This is a genomic window from Achromobacter ruhlandii (genome assembly GCF_902859695.1).
Taxonomy (GTDB): Bacteria; Pseudomonadota; Gammaproteobacteria; order Burkholderiales; family Burkholderiaceae_B; genus Achromobacter; species Achromobacter ruhlandii.
The window spans coordinates 193400-210478 of record NZ_CADIJL010000002.1 but is presented as its reverse complement, the minus strand read 5'-3'; the positions used below and the strand labels follow the sequence as shown (position 1 = coordinate 210478).

Below are 17079 nucleotides of genomic sequence, written 5' to 3'. Positions count from 1 at the left end.
ACGCATTCGCCATGCGGGCGCGCGGGCCCGCCGCCGCACTAGAATGGCGCCTGGCCTGGCGGCGCATTGCCGCCGCGAGCCAGGCGCCTTTGAATGCTGCGACGTTCCAGGAACTCCAAACATCATGCCCGGTGGCTACATGCTCAACGGCGGCTACGTTGCCGCCGCCCTGCTCTTCATCGCCGCCCTGTTCGGCGTGCTGGTGGTCGGCCTGGTGGCCGGCTGGCGCGCCGGCCGCGGTAGCCGACTGCAACTGGTGCTGGCCTGGCTGCTGGCGCTGGCGCTGCTGCCGCCGTGGCTGCTGGCGCTGGCCGCCGACGGCGACATCTTCGGAGTGGTCCTGATTTCCCGCTACGCGCTGGCCCTGCCGGCGCTCGCCGCGCTATGGTGGCTGCGGCGCAGCATCCGCCTCTTCACCGGCCTGCGGCCCGGGCTGGAACGGCTGCCGCGCACACCCTGGCTGCTACTGCTGGCCGCGGTGCTGCTGTACAGCCTGTTGGGTTATTGGTCAGGTCATCGTTACGATTATTCGTTCGACATCAACGACACCATTACTTCCATGGTCTTTATCGTCGCCACCGGCCTGTTGGTGGCAGGATGCGCATGGGCCTTGCGCAGCAGCATACGTTGGTTAAGATTGGCGGGTCCCGGTTCAGTGGCCGAGGTAGCCCGGCGCTGACGGCCCGCTGAAATTAGATTGCCTATCGGCCCGATTCAATCATTAAATTGGATTCCACGCGCCGGTCCGGGCGAGAGTTATGCGCTTCGAGCATTGCCAGATCAGTCAGTCCAGAATTGATATGGAGCCACTATGCACCAAAGCAGTCCGACTACTCCGCTAACCCACTCCCGCCCGGAGGCCGCCCCGCCGCCCGAACCGCCCAAGGTCCTGCAGGACGTGCTGGCGCGGGCGGATGTCCGGATCAACGGCTCGCGCCCCTGGGACATCCAGGTCCATGACAAGCACATGTACGAGCGCGTCTTCGCCAGCTGGTCGCTGGGGCTGGGCGAGTCCTACATGGACGGCGAGTGGGACTGCGAGCAGCTCGACGAACTCTTCACCCGCCTGCTGCGCGCCGACATGGGTTCGGCCGCGCTGGGCCTGGCGCGCGTCAAGCTGATCGCCGAACACCTGCGCCACAAGCTGTTCAACCTGCAATCCCGAAGCCGCGCCTTCGAAGTCGGCGAGCAGCACTACGACGCCGGCAACGACGTCTTCGAGGCCATGCTCGACAGCCGCATGATCTATTCCTGCGCCTTCTGGGAACGGGCCGACACGCTGGAAGCCGCGCAGGAAGCCAAGCTCGACATGATCTGCCGCAAGCTGCAGCTCAAGCCCGGCGAGACGCTGCTGGACATCGGCTGCGGCTGGGGCGGGCTGGCCAAGTTCGCGGCCGAACGCTATGGCGTCAAGGTCACCGGCATCACCGTCTCCAAGGAGCAATTGGCGCTGGCCCAGGAACGCGTGCGCGGACTGCCGGTGGAACTGCTGCTGCAGGACTACCGCGACCTGCAAGGCAGCTTCGACAAGGTGGTGTCGGTCGGCATGTTCGAGCACGTCGGCCCCAAGAACTACGACACCTACTTCAGCAATGTGCAACGCCTGATGGCGCCCGGCGGCATCTTTTTGCTGCACACCATCGGCATCGCCTCGACCAGCCAGAGCACCGATCCCTGGATCGACCGCTACGTCTTCCCCAACGGCAAGCTGCCCTCGGCGCGCGAGATCAGCACCGCGGTCGAAGGCCGCTTCATCATCGAAGACTGGCACAACTTCGGCGCCGACTACGACCGCACGCTGATGGCCTGGTGGGACAACTTCCAGCGCGCCTGGCCGCGGCTGCAGGAACGCTACGGCACGCGCTTCTACCGCATGTGGCAGTACTACCTGATGTGTTGCGCCGGCTTCTTCCGCTCGCGCGAGGGGCAACTGTGGCAGGTGATCCTGACGCATCCGCAGCGCCAGGAGATGTACCGCTCGCTGCGCTGAGGCGGACTCGGGGAGCGCCTTCCGGGGGCCGCCCCCTCTGGAAGGCGCCGCCCGGGCCCCAGACGGGAAATGTCGGGCCTGGCCGCCCCCGCCTCCAACGCGCCACGCCCGGATCGCCCCGGGCGCGTCCCGCTCCGCGTCACGCCACCAGCTCAGCCGCCCTGGCCTCGGCGCCGACTCGCGCCGCGTCCTCCAGAATCATCTGCGCCGCCCGTTCCGCGATCATGATGGTCGGTGAATTGGTGTTTCCCGAGGTGATCGTCGGCATGATCGACGCATCAGCCACGCGCAGCCCCTGCAAACCATGCACGCGCAGGCGCGCATCCACCACCGCGCCGTCATCGGCGCGGCGGCCCATGGCGCAGGTGCCGACGGGATGGAAGATGGTGGTGCCGATCTTGCCGGCCGCCTCGCGCAGCTCGGCCTCGCTCTGGTAGGCCGGGCCCGGCAGCCATTCCTCCGGCTGGTAGCGCTGCAAGGCCGGCGCCGCGCTGATGCGCCGCACCAGCCGGATGGCGTCGGCCGCCACCTTCAGGTCCTGTTCTTCCTTCAGGTAGTTCGGCGTGATCACCGGCGGCATCGAACCGTCCGCGCCCTGCGCGTGCACGCTGCCGCGCGACACCGGCCGCAGATTGCAGACGCTGGCCGTGAAGGCATCGAAGCCATGCAGCGGCTCGCCAAAGGCGCCCAGCGACAAAGGCTGCACGTGGAATTCCAGGTTGGCGCGCGCCTGGCCCGGGTCCGACTTGGCGAACGCCCCCAACTGCGACGGCGCCATGCTCATCGGCCCGCTGCGGTTCAGCAGGTATTCCAGGCCGATGCCGGCCTTGCCCCACCAGGTCGAGGCGATGCGGTTCAGCGTCTTCACGCCGCGCACCTTCAGGATGACGCGCAGTTGCAGGTGGTCCTGCAGGTTCTCGCCCACGCCGGGCAAGGCGTGATGCAGCGCAATGCCGCTTTCGCGCAGCCGCGCCGGCTCGCCGATTCCCGACAGTTCCAGCAGTTGCGGCGTATTGACGGCGCCCGCCGCCAGCACCACCTCGCGCGCCGCGCGGACGCTGACGGACTGCCCCTCGCGGCGCACCTGCACGCCGACGCAGCGCGTGCCCTCGAACAGCAGCCGTTCGGCGTGCGCGCCCGTCATCACCCGCAGATTGGGCCGCTCGCGCACCGGCCGCAGGAACGCCTTGGCGGTATTCCAGCGCCAGCCACGGCGCTGGTTCACATCGAAATAGCCGACCCCGAAGTTGTCGCCCCGGTTGAAGTCCGCCACGCGGGGAATGCCCTCCTGCTCCGCCGCGTCGGCGAAGGCATCGAGGATGTCCCAGCGCAGCCGCTGCGCCTCGACCCGCCACTCGCCGCCGACGCCGTGGAATTCGTCGCCGCCACGATAATGGTCTTCGCTGCGCTTGAACACCGGCAGCACCTGGTCCCAGCGCCATGACGGATCGCCGGCGATCTCGGCCCAGTCGTCGTAATCCTGGCGCTGCCCGCGCATGTAGATCATGCCGTTGATCGACGAGCAGCCGCCCAGCACCCGGCCGCGCGGATAGATCAGCGACCGCCCGCCCAGCCCCGGCTCGGCGCCGGTGCGGTACATCCAGTCGGTGCGGGGATTGCCGATGCAATACAGGTAGCCGACCGGGATGTGGATCCAGTGATAGTTGTCGCGTCCGCCCGCCTCCAGCAGCAGCACGCGCGCCGCCGGATCGCGGCTCAGGCGGTTGGCCAGCACGCAGCCGGCCGACCCCGCGCCCACGATGATGTAGTCGTATGTCTCCATTGCGCTTCTTCTTTTGAGTCTCAAGGGCTGTGCCACTGTCGCGCAGCCGGCCGCCCCTGTCCAATGAATTGTTGAAAAGCGCTTTATAAGTCTCTTTAATAATGGGTATCGCCCTGACGGGACCGGAGCCATGGACCTCAAGCACATCCGCACCTTCGCCGCCGTGGCGCGCGTCGGCAACCTGACGCGCGCGGCCGAACACCTGCACCTGACGCAGCCCGCGCTCAGCCTGCAGCTCAAGAGCTTCCAGGAGGCCCTGGACCTGCCGCTGTTCACCCGCACCGCCCAGGGCCTGGCGCCCAATGCCGATGGCCGCGCGCTGCTGCCGTCGGCCCAGCGCGTGCTGGACGCGCTGGAGGATTTCGAGCGCGCCATCGGCGCGCTGCGCACCACGGTGCAGGGCGAACTGCGCCTGGGCACCATCCTGGATCCGGAATTCCTGCGGCTGGGGGCCACGCTGCAATACCTGGTGCAGCACTATCCCAAGATCCGTCCCACCCTGCGCCACGGCATGTCCGGCTCGGTCGGCCGCCAGGTGCGCGCGGGCGAACTGGACGTCGGCTTCTTCCTCGGTCCGCGCGATGCCGCCCGTGGCCAGCCGGCGCTGCACGCCCTGCCGCTGGCCGACTTCTCCTACTACGTGGTGGCGCCCAAGGGCTGGGGGCCGCAGCTGGCCGGCCGAGGCTGGCACGACATCGCCGCCCTGCCCTGGATCTGGACACCGCCCGACTCGGTCCACCACCGCCTGCTCGCCGCGAAATTCGCCGAGCTGGATGTCACGCCCAACACGGTTGCCGAAGTGGACCAGGAAGCCTCGATGCTGGACCTGGTGCGTTCCGGCGTCGGCCTGACCTTGGCCCGCGACTCGATCGCGCTGCGCGAATCGCAGGCCCATGGCCTGGCGCTGGCGCCGGGCCTGGCGATCCAGGCCGAACTGGCCTTCATTACGCTGGCGGCGCGACGCGAGGAACCGCTGGTGATGGCGGCATTCGATGCGGTGCGGGCCGCGTTTGCCTAGGCCGGGCGGATGCGCGCCGGCCTCGTCCGCGCCAGGCGCGCCACTCGGGTATGCTCGCTGTCACATCCTGCCGGCCCCGCCGGCGCCGCCCCTGACCGGAGACCCGCGTATGCGTTGGCGCGTGCTTGCCTGTAGCCTGGCCCTCACCTTGGCGTGCGCCGCATCGCCCGTGTTCGCGGCCGCGCCCGCCAATCAGGCCGAGTGGAGCCAGGCCGTGCAGCGGCGCATGATCAGCACCTTCATCTTTCCGCCCGAAGCCCGGCGGCTGGATGGCCCGATCAGCCTGTCGCTGAAGATCATCGTGCTGCGCGACGGCAGCATTGCCGATATCCGCGTCGATCGCTCCTCTGGCGACGACGCGGTCGACCTTGCCGCCACCCGGATGGTCAGGCGCGCCGGACCGCTGCCCGCCTTTCCCGCCGACATGACCGGCGAAAAGACCACGCTGAGCCTGCCGCTGCGATTCCAGCAGGAGCAAGACGAACCAGCGGGCGGCCGCGGCGATGACCGGGGCCCGCCCGCCGACATCGTGCCGCGCCGCTACGCCGACGCCGCCACCGGCCTGGCCGTCACCGTGCCGTCGCCCTTGCGTGCCGGCCCCGCGCCGGCACGCGGGCGCTTCGACGCCTTGATCGAAATCGCCGGCCCCGACGGCTTCCCACCCCGGGCGCAAGACGCCAAATACCTGTGCCGCGTCGGCTTCCTGGCCGCGCCCCCCATGGAACGGGGCGCCAAGGCGCCCGCCGCGCCAACCTGGCAGGCGCAGGTCAAGGCCGCCGAACGCCGGCAACGCCAGCGCCGCGCGAGCATCGAGCTGTACGACCACTACCTGCTGGCCGGCCGCCAGGGCATCGACTACGTGGTCGCGCCCGGCGCCGGCCCCGGCCACGCCGACACGCTGGAGTACTACGCCGAGCTGCCGTTGCCGCAGGGCCGCATCCGCATGGCCTGCGCCACCCAGCGCGACGCCATGCCGGCCGCCCTGACGCTGTTCAGGCAGGTGCGCGACGGCATCGGGCTGGCGCCGCGCTCGCCATGAGCCCATCGTCCCCTCGCGCCTGATGCAGTGCCAGCGCCCGGGTGACGATTCAGCGCCCATCAGCGCCCATGCCAGTAGCGTCGATGCCGCTCGCGCTGGGCCCACACCCGCAGCCCGTCCGCGCGCGACTCGGCCAACACCGCGCCGTCGCGATCGCTGCGCCAGAAGCGGGCGCCGGCGCGCAGCCAGCGTCGCTGCACCGCCGGCGCGGGATGGCCGAAGCGGTTCAGGTAGCCGCATTGCGCAATCGCATGGCCTGCCCGCGAGGCCATCACCAGCTCGCGGCCCGAGGACCCGCCCGATCCGTGATGCGGCGCCAGCACGATGTCGGTCGGAGGCAGGCCCAGCGCGGCCAGCTCGCGCTCCTGCGCCACGCCGATGTCGCCGGTCAGCAACAGCGAATGGGCTGCCCCTTCCACCCGAAGCACACAGCTGCTGGCATTGCGGTCGCCGCCCGGATCGGCGGCGCCCGCCGCCGGATGCAGGAACGTGAAGGTGACGCCGTCGATGCGCCAGCCATCGCCGCGTTCGCAACGCAGCATAAGGGCCGGCGGCACATCGCGCACGCCGGCCGGCCACAAGCGGGCGTCGCGTCGCAGCCACGCCGCCAGATCGAACGACGCATAGCTGCGCGCCACCGGCGCCGCCGCCAGCACCGAGCGCGTGCCGCCCACATGATCCAGGTCCGCGTGCGACAGCACCAGCACGTCGAGCCGCCCGATGCCGCGCGCCAGCAACTGCGGCCCGATCACGCGCTCGCCCGCGTCGCCCCCGCCGAAATGACGCGGGCCCGCGTCGAACAACAGCGACTGGCTGGCGGTTTCCACCAGGATCGCGCTGCCCTGGCCGATATCCATCGCGCTCATGCGCCAGTATCCCTGCTCGGGCCGCTCCGGCCGCCAGCACAGCAATGGCAGCATGCACAGCCACCCCAGCCGGCGCAGGGGCCAACCTGGCGCCTGCAAGGCCCAAGCCATGCCCGCGACCGCCCACGCCAGCCACGGCCACGGCGCCGCCGCCACCGTGAAACTGGCCCAATCGGCGTGGGCCACGCGCGCCACCACCACCATGGCCGCGCTGAACACGCCCGCCCCCGCCTGGCCGGCCAGCGCGGCCACCGCCGCCATGCCCGGCGTCACTGACAACAGCGCGCACAGCAGCGCCAGGGGCGTGACCAGGAAGGTCACCGCGGGAATCGCCACGGCGTTGGCCAATGGCGAACCCAGAGACACCTGGTGCACCAGGAACGCCAGCAGCGGCGTCAGCCCCAGCGTCACGGTCAGCTGCAGGCGCGCGGCCTGCGCCAAGGCCGCGGCCCAGCGCTGGCGCCAGCCGGCCTGCGCGTCGCGCGGCGCCTGCGCCACGCGCAACAGGATCGCCACGGCGCCGAACGACAGCCAGAAACCCGCCGCCAGCGGCGCCCAGGGATCGAGCAGCACCACTGCCGCCGCCGCGAACGCCAGCACCCGTCCCGCCGAGACCCGCAAGCGCGACCCCAGGGCCGCCAGCGCCAGCAGCAACATGAAGAAGGTGCGCCGCGACGGCACGCCCCAACCCGCCAGCAGGCAATACGCCAACCCCGCCACGGCCGCCGCGGCGCCGCCCGCGACGCGGGCCGGCACGAACTCGGCCAGGCCCATGCCGCGCCAGCGGGCGCGCCGCCACCAGGCCGCCAGCAGCCAGGCCGCCAGTCCGGCGATCGAGGTCACGTGCATGCCGCTGATCGACACCAGATGGGTGATGCCGGCGCGATTGAAAACGACCCAGTCTTCGCGCGCCACGCCCGCCTGGTCGCCGATCGCCAGGGCCACCAGCACCGGCGCGTAACGGTGGCCATCCAGCGCGCGCCGCATGCCCTCGCGCACCCGGTGGCGTGCCCGTTCGATGGCAATGCCGGCCGACGCCCATGGCCGGTCGTCCAGCAGACGGGGTTGCCCGCGCACCGTGCCGGTGGCCCGCAAGCCGCGCGCGAACAGGCGCGCCTCGCCATCCGGGGCGTCCGGGTTGAGCGGCGCGTGCGGCCGGCGCAGCACCAGCGCCATGCGCCATATCTGCCCGGGAATCACGCGCGGCGCGCCCGGCGTTCCCCGCGCGGGCAGGCTTTGCGGCCCGCCCGGCCGCCCGCCCGCCGCCGCGCCTTGCGGGGCCAGCCACGAGACCAGAATGCGTCGGGGAATTCCCGGCTGCGCCGGCTCCACCTGCTCGGCGGTGAAGCGCACCCCGCGCGCGTCGTCATCGGGCAGTTCCACGACGCGCAGCGCCAGCCGCGCCACGGCATTCTGGTGCACGTCGGCCAGCGCGTCATCCAGGCGCCGCTGCGCCTGCCACGCGGCATCGAGCGCGCCGACCAACAGGCCCAGCAGCAAGGGCGCCATCACCCCGGCCAGGCGCCCCGGCCAGCGGCGCGCGGCCAGCGGCACCAGCGCGCAGGCCGCGCCCGCCCCTATGTAGAACCCCACGCCCGGCAAGACCGCCAAGCCCTGCACCGCCCCCGCGCCTGCCACCACGGCCAGGCAGAATATGCGCCCTTTGATGTCCGTCTCCTGCAACACGGACCAGCATAGGGTCGGGCCACGCGCGGCGGATGCGTCAGTGAACGCGCTTGTCCACCTCGGCAAACCGCAAGCGCGAACGGCGCCTCGCCGTCACCCGCGACAGCCGGCGCCCGGATGATTCAACGCGCTTGCCGCGCCGCGCTGGCCAGCAACCGCACTTCCGCCAGCGCCGCGCCGATCCCGCCCGCCGCCAGGGTCTCGACCAGACGCGTGCCCACGGCCACCAGATCCGCATGGCGGCCCACCGCCCGCGCCTGCTCCGCGGTGCGCACGCCGAAACCGGCCGCGATGGGCAATGGCGTGCAGGCCCTGACGCGCGCCAGCGCTTGCGCGATCGCGTCATCGGCGGGCAGCGCGGCGCCCGTCGTCCCCGCCAGCATGACGTGGTACACGAAGCCGCTGGCGCCGGCCAGCACCCGCTCCAGGCGTTCGTCCGGCGTGGTCGGCGCGGTCATCCTGATGATGGCGATGCCGTGCCGCCGCGCCAACCGCTCGATGCCGGCCGCGTGCTCGGGCGACAGGTCCACCACGATCAGGCCATCGACGCCGGCCCAGGCCGCGTCGGCCATGAAGCTGGCCGCTTCGTAGCGCATCAATGGGTTCAGATAGCCCATCAGCACGACCGGTGTCCGCTCGTCTTCCTCGCGGAAGGCGGCGACCAGCTCGAGCGTGCGCCGCAGCGTCTGCCCCGCTTTCAGCGCGCGCGCGTTGGCCCGTTGCAGCACCGGGCCATCGGCGATCGGGTCGCTGAACGGCATGCCCAGTTCGATCACGTCCGCGCCCGCCGCCGGCAAGCCCCGCAGCAGGGCCAGGCAATCGTCGTAGCTGGGATCGCCCGCCGTGAAATAGGCCGCCAGGCCCGCCCTGCCGGCGGCGCGCAGGTCGGCCAGGGTTCGTTCAAGCCGGTTCATCGCGCTTCTCCCGTGAATTGCAGCACCGAATCCATGTCCTTGTCGCCGCGTCCGCTCAGGCACACCACCAGCGCCTGATCGCGCGCCATGCGCGGCGCGAGCTTGCGCGCATAGGCCAGGGCATGCGCGCTTTCCAGCGCGGGAATGATGCCCTGCCGCCGCGTCAGCCAGACGAATGCGTCGACCGCCTCGGCGTCGGTGATCGACTCGTAGACCACGCGCCCGGTATCGTGCAACAGCGCGTGCTCCGGTCCGACGCCCGGGTAGTCCAGGCCCGCCGAGATCGAGTGCGCGTTGCGGATCTGGCCATCCGCATCCTGCAGGAAATAGCTGCGGCAGCCATGCAGGACGCCAGGCGCCCCCTCGCCGATGCTGGCCGCATGCTCGGCGGTACCGGTGCCGCGGCCGCCGGCCTCGACCCCGAACAGCCGCACCCCGGCGTCGTTCAGGAAGGGATGGAAAAAACCGATGGCGTTGGAACCCCCGCCCACGCAGGCCACCATCGCGTTCGGCAACCGCCCCGTTTTCTCGATGATCTGCGCCCGGGTTTCCTCGCCGATCACCTTCTGCAATTCACGCACCAGCCAGGGATAGGGATGCGGACCGGCGCCGGTGCCCAGCAGGTAATAGGTGTCGTCGGGATGCGCGATCCAGTCGCGGATGGCGGCGTTCATCGCGTCCTTCAGGGTGGCGCTGCCGTCGCGCACCGGACGCACCTCGGCGCCCAGCATCTTCATGCGCGCCACGTTGGAGGATTGCCGCGCCACGTCGACGGCGCCCATGTAGACCACGCATTCCAGGCCGTACAACGCGCACACCGTGGCCGTGGCCACCCCATGCTGCCCCGCGCCGGTCTCGGCGATGATGCGGCGCCTGCCCATGCGCCGGGCCAGCAGCGCCTGTCCCAGGCAATTGTTGATCTTGTGGGCGCCGGTGTGGTTCAGGTCCTCGCGCTTGAGGAACAGGCGGGCGCCGCCCAGCTCGTCGCTGATCGCCCCCGCGTACAGCAGCGGGCTGGGACGACCCACATAGTCGGCCAGCATGGCGCGGTACTCGGCCCAGAAGCCGGGGTCTTCCCGCGCGGCGCGAAAGGTCTGCTCCAGCGCGTCCAGCGCCGGGGCCAGCGTCTCGGGCATGTAGCGGCCGCCGTAGCCGCCGAACTGGCCCGCCGCGTCGGGAAATTCTGGATGTGAGGTAAAAGACATGGATTCAGCCCTTGGGAAACATGGGCACCATGGTATCCAGGGAAATTCGCGGAATAAATCATAGATTTCTTGCACACGGATATCAGATTTTCTAATATCAATAGCATGCGTAACCTGCCCCCGATGAACTCGCTGCGCTTTTTCGACAGCGCCGCCCGGCACCTGAACCTGTCGCTGGCCGCGCAGGAATTGGGCGTGTCGCACAGCGCGGTCAGCCAGCAGATCCGGCAGCTTGAGACCTGGCTGGGCTGCAAGCTGTTCGAGCGCCATTCGGAAGGCGTGCGCCTCACCGCCGCCGGACAGGATCTGCAACGCGCGTGCCACCCGGCATTCGACATGCTCGAACAGCGGCTGGCCGAACTGCAGGGCCGCGCGGCATCGCCCCATGTGGTGGTGGGCGCGCCCGCCAGCCTGCTGTCGAACTGGATCATCCCCAGGCTGGAACATTTCGAGCGCGATCACCCCGCCATCCAGGTGCGGTTGCAAACAGCGACGGACATCGGCCTGCTGGAACGGCGCATCGTCGACGTGCTGATCGTGGCAGACGAGCACCACCTGCCCGCCATCGAGGCGCTACCGCTATTCCGGGAAACCATCGGTCCGGTCTGCACGCCCGGGATCGCGCGGCGCATCCACACCCCCGCCGACGTGCCGCGCACGCCGCTGCTGCACACCGCCTCGCGTCCCGCCGCCTGGGAATACTGGGCCCAGGCCTGCGGCGTGGCGCTGGACACGCGCCAACCCGGGCGCCAGTTCGACCAGCTCGGCCACATGCTGGAAGCGGCGGCGGCGGGCCTGGGCATCGGCATCGCCCCCAGGGAACTGGCGCAGGCCGACATCCGCGCGGGCAGGCTGGTCGCGCCGCTCGGGTTCCTGGCGACGGGCGGCCGGTTCAGCCTCTACGCCCGCCCCGATGCCGGGCCGATGGTGAATGACCTCAAGCACTGGCTGACAGCGCAAGCGCACTCCGACGCGTCCTGACTCGCCGCCGCGGCAACGCGGCGCGGCGTTCATGTCGGCCATGCTCACGCAGGCCCCGCGCCAAGTCGGATCGATCTGGGATTTGGTCTCGTGGCGAGACGCAACGCCAACGATCCGCTTAGTATTTTTCAGCCGATCCATCCCGGATTGGATAAGCGAACCGACGTCTTTCCGACCCGAAAAGGGCCATCGCACACGGGTCGCGTGCCATCATCGACGCCACATCGGTCACCGCGTCGATCCGTCACGCGCCACCTCGTCAACGATGGCGCGGATCGACCCCGCCATCCCCTTACGCAGCCAGTCGCACGCCATGCCGGTTGCAATCATGTCATGGCCTGGCCGCAACCCTGCATTGGAGAACCTCATGCCCTCGATCCTAAACCAGTCCCTGTCGCTGCGTGCGCGCAACAACCTGGGCAAGTCGGAATCCGCGCAGGGCGTGGCGATGGAGCGGCTATCTTCCGGGCTGCGGGTCAACCACGCCGCGGACGATGCCGCCGGCGAATCCATCGCCAACCATTTCACCGCCCAGATCCGCGGGCAGCACCAGGCGGCGCGCAACGCCAATGACGGCATCTCGCTGGCGCAAACCATCGAGGGCGCGCTGGGCGAGATGGGCCGCAGTCTGCAACGCATCCGCGAACTGGCGGTGCAATCGCAAAACAGCACCAACTCGCTCAGCGACCTGCGTGCCATCCAGGCCGAGATCGACCAGCATCTCGGTGAAATCGAGCTGATTTCACACCAGACCCGCTTCAACAATCTCGACGTGCTGGCCCAGGACGCCAATCTGTCCATCCAGATTGGCGCCCACGATGGCGACACACTCACACTCAGCACCCGGCTCGTCAACACGAAAACCCTGAACCTGGATCATATCGACGTGGTGCATGATCCGCGTCTGGGCAGCGCCGTCGACAGGACGGTGATTGACACCCAGTCCAAGCCCGCGCCGATCATCCCGCCACCGGCGGTTGCGCCGCCTCCCCCTGTGGCACCGCCTCCCGCAGTAGCGCCGCCTCCCACCCCCCCTTCCGTCCTGAGCATCAGGAATGGCGCCACCGTCCTCACGATATTCGACGCCTTCCTCTTTAGCTACCCGTTCAACGGCACGACGCAATACGTCATTCAGACTTCATTTACTATTCCCCCCACGGAGTACCGCCTTGCCGCCTTGCCCGCGCCCGCGACGGGCGTCACAGAAATCGACATCGCTGGCCTGCCGCTCCTGGACAGAACAACCCTGAGCGCCGCGGAATCGACGGCGCTAGGCAGCAGCACGATCACGCTAATCGGCGACCCGGTTCCGGTTCCGACCGCTCCGCCGGTCGTGCCGCCCCCCGCGCCCGCACCTGCCCCTGCCCCTGCCCCTGCCCCTGCGCCCGGGCCGACACCCGCGCCCGGCGTCCCCGCGCCCAGCGCCGACGCCGTCAAGAAAGACACGCCCATCCGACTGTTCGATTTTCTCCGGAGCCTCGCGCCGGTGCCCGCCGCCGACGATGGCCGGCCCCTGTTCGACCAGGACAGCAAGGTGCACTACCTGAAGGACGCCACCGGCAACGCCAACGGCGAATACGTCATCAGCGGCAGCGATGGCAATTTCTACGACATCAGCATTTCGTCCACCGGCGAGGTGTCCTTCAAGCCGAAAGACGCGCCGCCGACCGTGAACCTCAAGGTCGTGCCCATGAAGCGGGTGACCCAAGCCCTGGGCCAGGTCGACAGCCTGCGCGGCGAGCTGGGCGCGATGCAGCACCGCCTGGGCTCGGTCATCACCAACCTCAATCACACCGCCGATATCCTCAGCCAGGCCCGCAGCCGCATCGAGGACGCGGACTACGCCGTCGAAACCTCCAACCTGACGCGCCAGCAGATCCTGCAGCAAGCCAGCAAGGTCGCCTTGACGCAGGCCAATCAGTTGGCGCAGAACGTATTGGCGTTGCTGAAGGAGGATTGAGGCGTCATTGGGGCAGATCCGAGGCTATATTGTGAGTGCCCGTGGATACGTCGATCATATTCTCCATGACCGTGGCCAAAGCTATCTACTTGGTGCCCTGGCCAGTGGCATCGCGCTGCGTCAACAACGTCTCCACCGGCGCGTAGTCCGTTGCCGCACCGGCACATCGGTGCCGCTTTGCAAATAGCTGATGCAGGCAGGGCTGGCCGAGGGTTCCCCTTTCACAGAGTGCAGCTTATAGCCGGGCATGCTCATATCCTGAGGCCTGGCAGCCACATCCAGAACGGCAAGGACTCATCCTGTGCGCCGAACATTAGACCGTCAACAATGACACGCCTTTTATCAGTTTGAGTCCCAGCCCGCGCAAAAAGACAGGCAGGACCATCACCGGACAACACGGCACGGCAGCGAGAAGCTGAATGGCATATGCCTGCAAGCCGCGCCATCGCAGCGGCGCCGCGCCCGCTCAGTCAGTTACCAGATACGCCTGGCCCCCCGGCTTGAGGTAGGGCCGCAGTGCCTTGAACGGCACGCTGCCGTGGGTGCCCAGGCAGGCGCCCGAGGCGTGTCCCACGCCGGACACCGACAGGCTCAATGCCCCCGGCGCGGTGGCGCCCAGGGCCAGGTATTGCGGCCAGAGGTCGGCGCAATCTTCCAGGTTGGGATGCTGCTCGGCGCGGTCCTCGGGCGGGCCGGCCTTGACCACCTGCTCCACCAGCCCCCGCAGCGCGGCGCTGGGCTCGCGGCCGAAACTGCGCTGGCCCGGCGCGTAGGCGTCGAACACGCGGTTCCAATCGAGGTATTCGCCGCGCAGCAAGTCGAAGGTGTATGGCTCGAAATGATTGGCGGGATGTGCCCCGCCGCAATCCAGGCTGCCTGCTTCGGTCACGGTCAGCAGCGCGCGCGACAGCCAGGTAACGTTGATGTTTTCATCATCGAAGCCGCCCAGGGTGCCCGCGCCGGGATTCGTGCTGGTATAGGCGGACGCCATGCATTCCAGCGCGCCCAGGCTCTTGCGCCAGTGGCGCTGCTCCAGCAGGTCATTGACGCGCCGCATGACTTGCGGATCGGGGTGACGGCTGAGCCGTGGATAGGCGAACCTGGTGCGCGGATCCACCCACATGCGGTAGGCCACCGCGGCCGAGCCGGCTTCCTTGCCCACCGGCTTGGCGTGGCCGGCCAGCTTCAGCGTTTCGTAGGGCGCGCGGGTGGCATCCATGCCCGCCTTGAGGTCGATGTCGCCCAGGTCGACCTGCGTGGCCCGCGCCTTGGCGCGGTCGCGTTCGAGTTGGGCGGTGTCGTAGCCGGCCACCCGCTGCAGGTCGAAGCGGCGTTGCTTGCCGGTGCGCGCGTCGGTCCACTGGCCGCGATAGCCCTTCTCATCGCGCGTGCCTTGCCAGCTGGCGGCGCGATCGGCGGCATCGATCGTGGCCGTGTCCGAGGCGGGCGGCCGTGCCGGATTCGGTTTGGGCTCGTACAGGACTTCGCCCGTGCCGCGCAGGGGAATGTCGACGCCGCTCCTGGGATAGAAATAGCGTCCGCTTACGACCCCGTCGGCGCCAGCCGCGTCATCCAGTTCCAGCACCACCTCGCCGGCGCCTTGCAGCGTGCCCTTGTAGACGGTGCGCTGGGCGGCATCGGCCTGCGCACCCGGCAGCGACAGGAGGGCCATCGCCAGGGCCCCGAGGGAAGGAATATGAGGACGAAAGGTGGACGATGGCATGGAGTGGGCGCAGCCGGAAATTGGGTAGGCCAAATATACCCGAGCCATCTCTGTGCCTTCCGATTGCGACCGACGGACGCAACACGCGAGCGCGCGCCACCAAGCCGGCGATTGAAGCGCGGCCGCCGGGCCGGCGCTTACGTGCTCTTCAGCGCCGCCAGCACCCCGGCCAGATCCAGCGCGCCGGCGCTGGCGGACCGTTTCATCGATTCCAGCCCGCGGGCCACCCAGCCCGCCACCGCTGCATTCGCGTCCGCCTCGTTCACCGCCATCGCCTCGTGACGCGGAACCTGGATGACAACCGCAAGGGCCGCTTTCTTGCCCGAGTACTTCGCCACGGCGCTGAACCCCGACTCGGCGTAGTCGCTGATGCTGCCTCCCACGAAGAGTTCGATATCCAGCGTGGCGGCGCCCGGCACCACGACCGGCGCCAATGCCGCCTTCAGTCTGGGCCGGTACGCGACGACGGCGGGCAGGAACCGCAGGCCGGCCTCCGGCCCGCCCATTCTTGCGCCGAGTGCGACATCCATGAAAACTCCTTTCCCGGGCAGGCCGGTCGTGTGCGGACGGGGCATCGGCCGGGCACGGTGCGCCGGCCGCGCCGGGCGTCACTTGTTTCGCTTGACCATATCCAGGATGGTCCGGAAGAGTTCGTCGCGCGCCTGCGCCTCGGGGATTTCACCGGCGACGGCCGCATTCGAGAGCGCGTCAGCCGCGCCCAGCATGGCCCACAGGCTGGCCGTGGCGATGCCTTGCGGCCCGGCGAAGGGCGCGAAGAGGCGCCGGCATTTTTCGATGAAGGCATATTGGTACTGCCTTTTCACGGCGGCCAGCTCCGGCGAGCCGTCCAGCGCCGCGAGCACCCCGGCAATCTCGCGCCCTTGCGCCGATACGCACGCGACGTATCTCGCGGCGATGACGCCGGCCTTGTCCTTCAGGGTCGGCTTGCTGGCGGCGATGGCGTCGTCGATGATCGCCGTCTGGCGCGCATCGAAGTCCTGGTACAAGGCGGCCAGCAGGCCATTGCGCGTGCCGAAGTGGTCGTAGACCACCGGCTTGGAAATCCCGGCCTCTTCGGCCAGGCGCCCGAGGGTCAAGGCGTCGGAGCCTTCCTCGCTGACCAGTTTCCAGGAGACTTCCAACAACTGGCGCGAGCGCTCGTCTTTCGACAGGCGGCGGCGTGGCGGCGGGGCGGGAGCGGCGGACATCTGTATTCTCGGGTATCGATCAGGACGGCACGGCAAAGATCCGCTGGCCGATAACGTGCGCCGCGTCGAGATGGGACGCCGGAGAGCCGGTATCCGAGGGAAGCAGCAATTCCGAGGTCGCGACGCGCGCGCCGCAGTAGCCAAAGATGCCGTGGTCGATCTGCGTTTTCATGGCGCTGAAATAGCCATGCTTGTCGTAGGTTCGCATATCGGCGCCGCCGATGGCAACCAGGTGCACGGGCAGGCGCTGCAATTTCTTGACCAGCTTGCCGTCCGCGCTGGCGTCATAGGCCCAGCCGTTGGTGAACACGCGGTCGATCCAGCCCTTCAACAAGCCGGGAAATGACCACCAGTAAACCGGGTAGACCAGCGCCAACGCATCCGCGCGGTCAAGCCGCGCATGCTCGGCGAGGACGTCCGGCGGCGGCGCCGCCTGCTTCAGGTGCAGGGCCACGTCGGCCTGAGTGAATCTCGGATCGAACCCCTGCGCGGCCAGATCCGCGATCTCGAAAGTGTGTTCCGTGCCGGAGGCGGCAATGCCCTGCGCGAGCCGGGCGGCGACGGCGTGGGTCAGGGATGCCGGATCGGGATGTGCGACAACAATAAGGGCGTGCATGCGGGGCCTTTCGTATCAGAGTTTCTATATACCAATCGTAGCCTACTTTTAGTAGGTTATGAAAATTTCTTTGGCCGCGGTCGCGATGGC

Annotated in this window: 14 protein-coding genes; 6 read left to right on the top strand and 8 right to left on the bottom strand. The window is 69.1% G+C overall.

The window, feature by feature from the left end; all coding sequences use genetic code 11:
• Positions 1–124: 124 nt before the first annotated feature.
• Both HV742_RS03250 and cfa read left to right on the top strand, forming a co-directional pair.
• Positions 125–679 (top strand): hypothetical protein, encoded by a 555-nt coding sequence (locus HV742_RS03250; RefSeq protein ID WP_049073249.1) that lies wholly within the window; start codon positions 125–127, stop codon positions 677–679.
• 132 nt (positions 680–811) lie between these two features.
• Entirely contained in the window at positions 812–1990 is a 1179-nt protein-coding gene (gene cfa, locus HV742_RS03245) for a cyclopropane fatty acyl phospholipid synthase (RefSeq protein ID WP_175144448.1), read from the top strand.
• A gap of 139 nt (positions 1991–2129) precedes the next feature.
• On the opposite strand, the gene HV742_RS03240 is transcribed toward cfa, so the two are convergent.
• Positions 2130–3773, bottom strand: coding sequence for a GMC family oxidoreductase (locus tag HV742_RS03240; protein WP_175144447.1), 1644 nt, complete (start codon positions 3771–3773; stop codon positions 2130–2132).
• Between the two features lie 130 nt (positions 3774–3903).
• On the opposite strand from HV742_RS03240, the gene HV742_RS03235 reads away from it, so the two are divergent.
• Both HV742_RS03235 and HV742_RS03230 read left to right on the top strand, forming a co-directional pair.
• On the top strand, positions 3904–4791 hold the full coding sequence (locus HV742_RS03235; RefSeq protein WP_059271321.1) for a LysR family transcriptional regulator: 888 nt from the start codon (positions 3904–3906) through the stop codon (positions 4789–4791).
• Positions 4792–4900: 109 nt separating this feature from the next.
• The gene (locus HV742_RS03230) at positions 4901–5830 is read left to right on the top strand and encodes a TonB family protein (RefSeq protein ID WP_175144446.1); all 930 of its coding nucleotides are present in this window, start codon (positions 4901–4903) and stop codon (positions 5828–5830) included.
• A gap of 59 nt (positions 5831–5889) precedes the next feature.
• Here the strand turns inward: HV742_RS03230 and HV742_RS03225 are convergent, their stop codons facing one another.
• From HV742_RS03225 to trpB, 3 genes are all read right to left on the bottom strand, one after another.
• Positions 5890–8379: a DNA internalization-related competence protein ComEC/Rec2 gene (locus HV742_RS03225; protein ID WP_437340581.1), complete on the bottom strand. Its 2490-nt coding sequence runs from the start codon at positions 8377–8379 to the stop codon at positions 5890–5892.
• A gap of 125 nt (positions 8380–8504) precedes the next feature.
• Positions 8505–9296, bottom strand: coding sequence for a tryptophan synthase subunit alpha (trpA, locus tag HV742_RS03220; RefSeq protein WP_175144445.1), 792 nt, complete (start codon positions 9294–9296; stop codon positions 8505–8507).
• Positions 9293–10501: a tryptophan synthase subunit beta gene (trpB, locus tag HV742_RS03215; RefSeq protein WP_175144444.1), complete on the bottom strand. Its 1209-nt coding sequence runs from the start codon at positions 10499–10501 to the stop codon at positions 9293–9295. The genes trpA and trpB overlap by 4 nt, the downstream gene beginning before the upstream one ends.
• Positions 10502–10606: 105 nt before the next feature.
• Here trpB and HV742_RS03210 point away from each other — a divergent pair, with 105 nt between their 5' ends.
• Both HV742_RS03210 and HV742_RS32430 read left to right on the top strand, forming a co-directional pair.
• Positions 10607–11482 carry a LysR substrate-binding domain-containing protein gene (locus HV742_RS03210; protein ID WP_238909076.1) on the top strand — a complete coding sequence of 292 codons (876 nt, stop codon included), beginning with the start codon at positions 10607–10609 and terminating at the stop codon, positions 11480–11482.
• Between the two features lie 31 nt (positions 11483–11513).
• On the top strand, positions 11514–13442 hold the full coding sequence (locus HV742_RS32430; RefSeq protein WP_302478774.1) for a flagellin N-terminal helical domain-containing protein: 1929 nt from the start codon (positions 11514–11516) through the stop codon (positions 13440–13442).
• A gap of 466 nt (positions 13443–13908) precedes the next feature.
• On the opposite strand, the gene HV742_RS03195 is transcribed toward HV742_RS32430, so the two are convergent.
• From HV742_RS03195 to HV742_RS03180, 4 genes are all read right to left on the bottom strand, one after another.
• Positions 13909–15114 carry a hypothetical protein gene (locus HV742_RS03195; protein WP_232732873.1) on the bottom strand — a complete coding sequence of 402 codons (1206 nt, stop codon included), beginning with the start codon at positions 15112–15114 and terminating at the stop codon, positions 13909–13911.
• A gap of 188 nt (positions 15115–15302) precedes the next feature.
• Positions 15303–15695, bottom strand: coding sequence for a hypothetical protein (locus tag HV742_RS03190; RefSeq protein ID WP_157809347.1), 393 nt, complete (start codon positions 15693–15695; stop codon positions 15303–15305).
• A 78-nt stretch (positions 15696–15773) separates the two neighbouring features.
• Positions 15774–16373, bottom strand: a complete 600-nt coding sequence (locus tag HV742_RS03185) for a TetR/AcrR family transcriptional regulator (protein WP_049073234.1) — start codon at positions 16371–16373, stop codon at positions 15774–15776.
• Between the two features lie 19 nt (positions 16374–16392).
• A complete protein-coding gene (locus HV742_RS03180; protein WP_100503557.1) occupies positions 16393–16989 on the bottom strand; it encodes an NAD(P)H-dependent oxidoreductase in 597 nt (198 codons plus the stop codon).
• Positions 16990–17079: the final 90 nt, after the last annotated feature.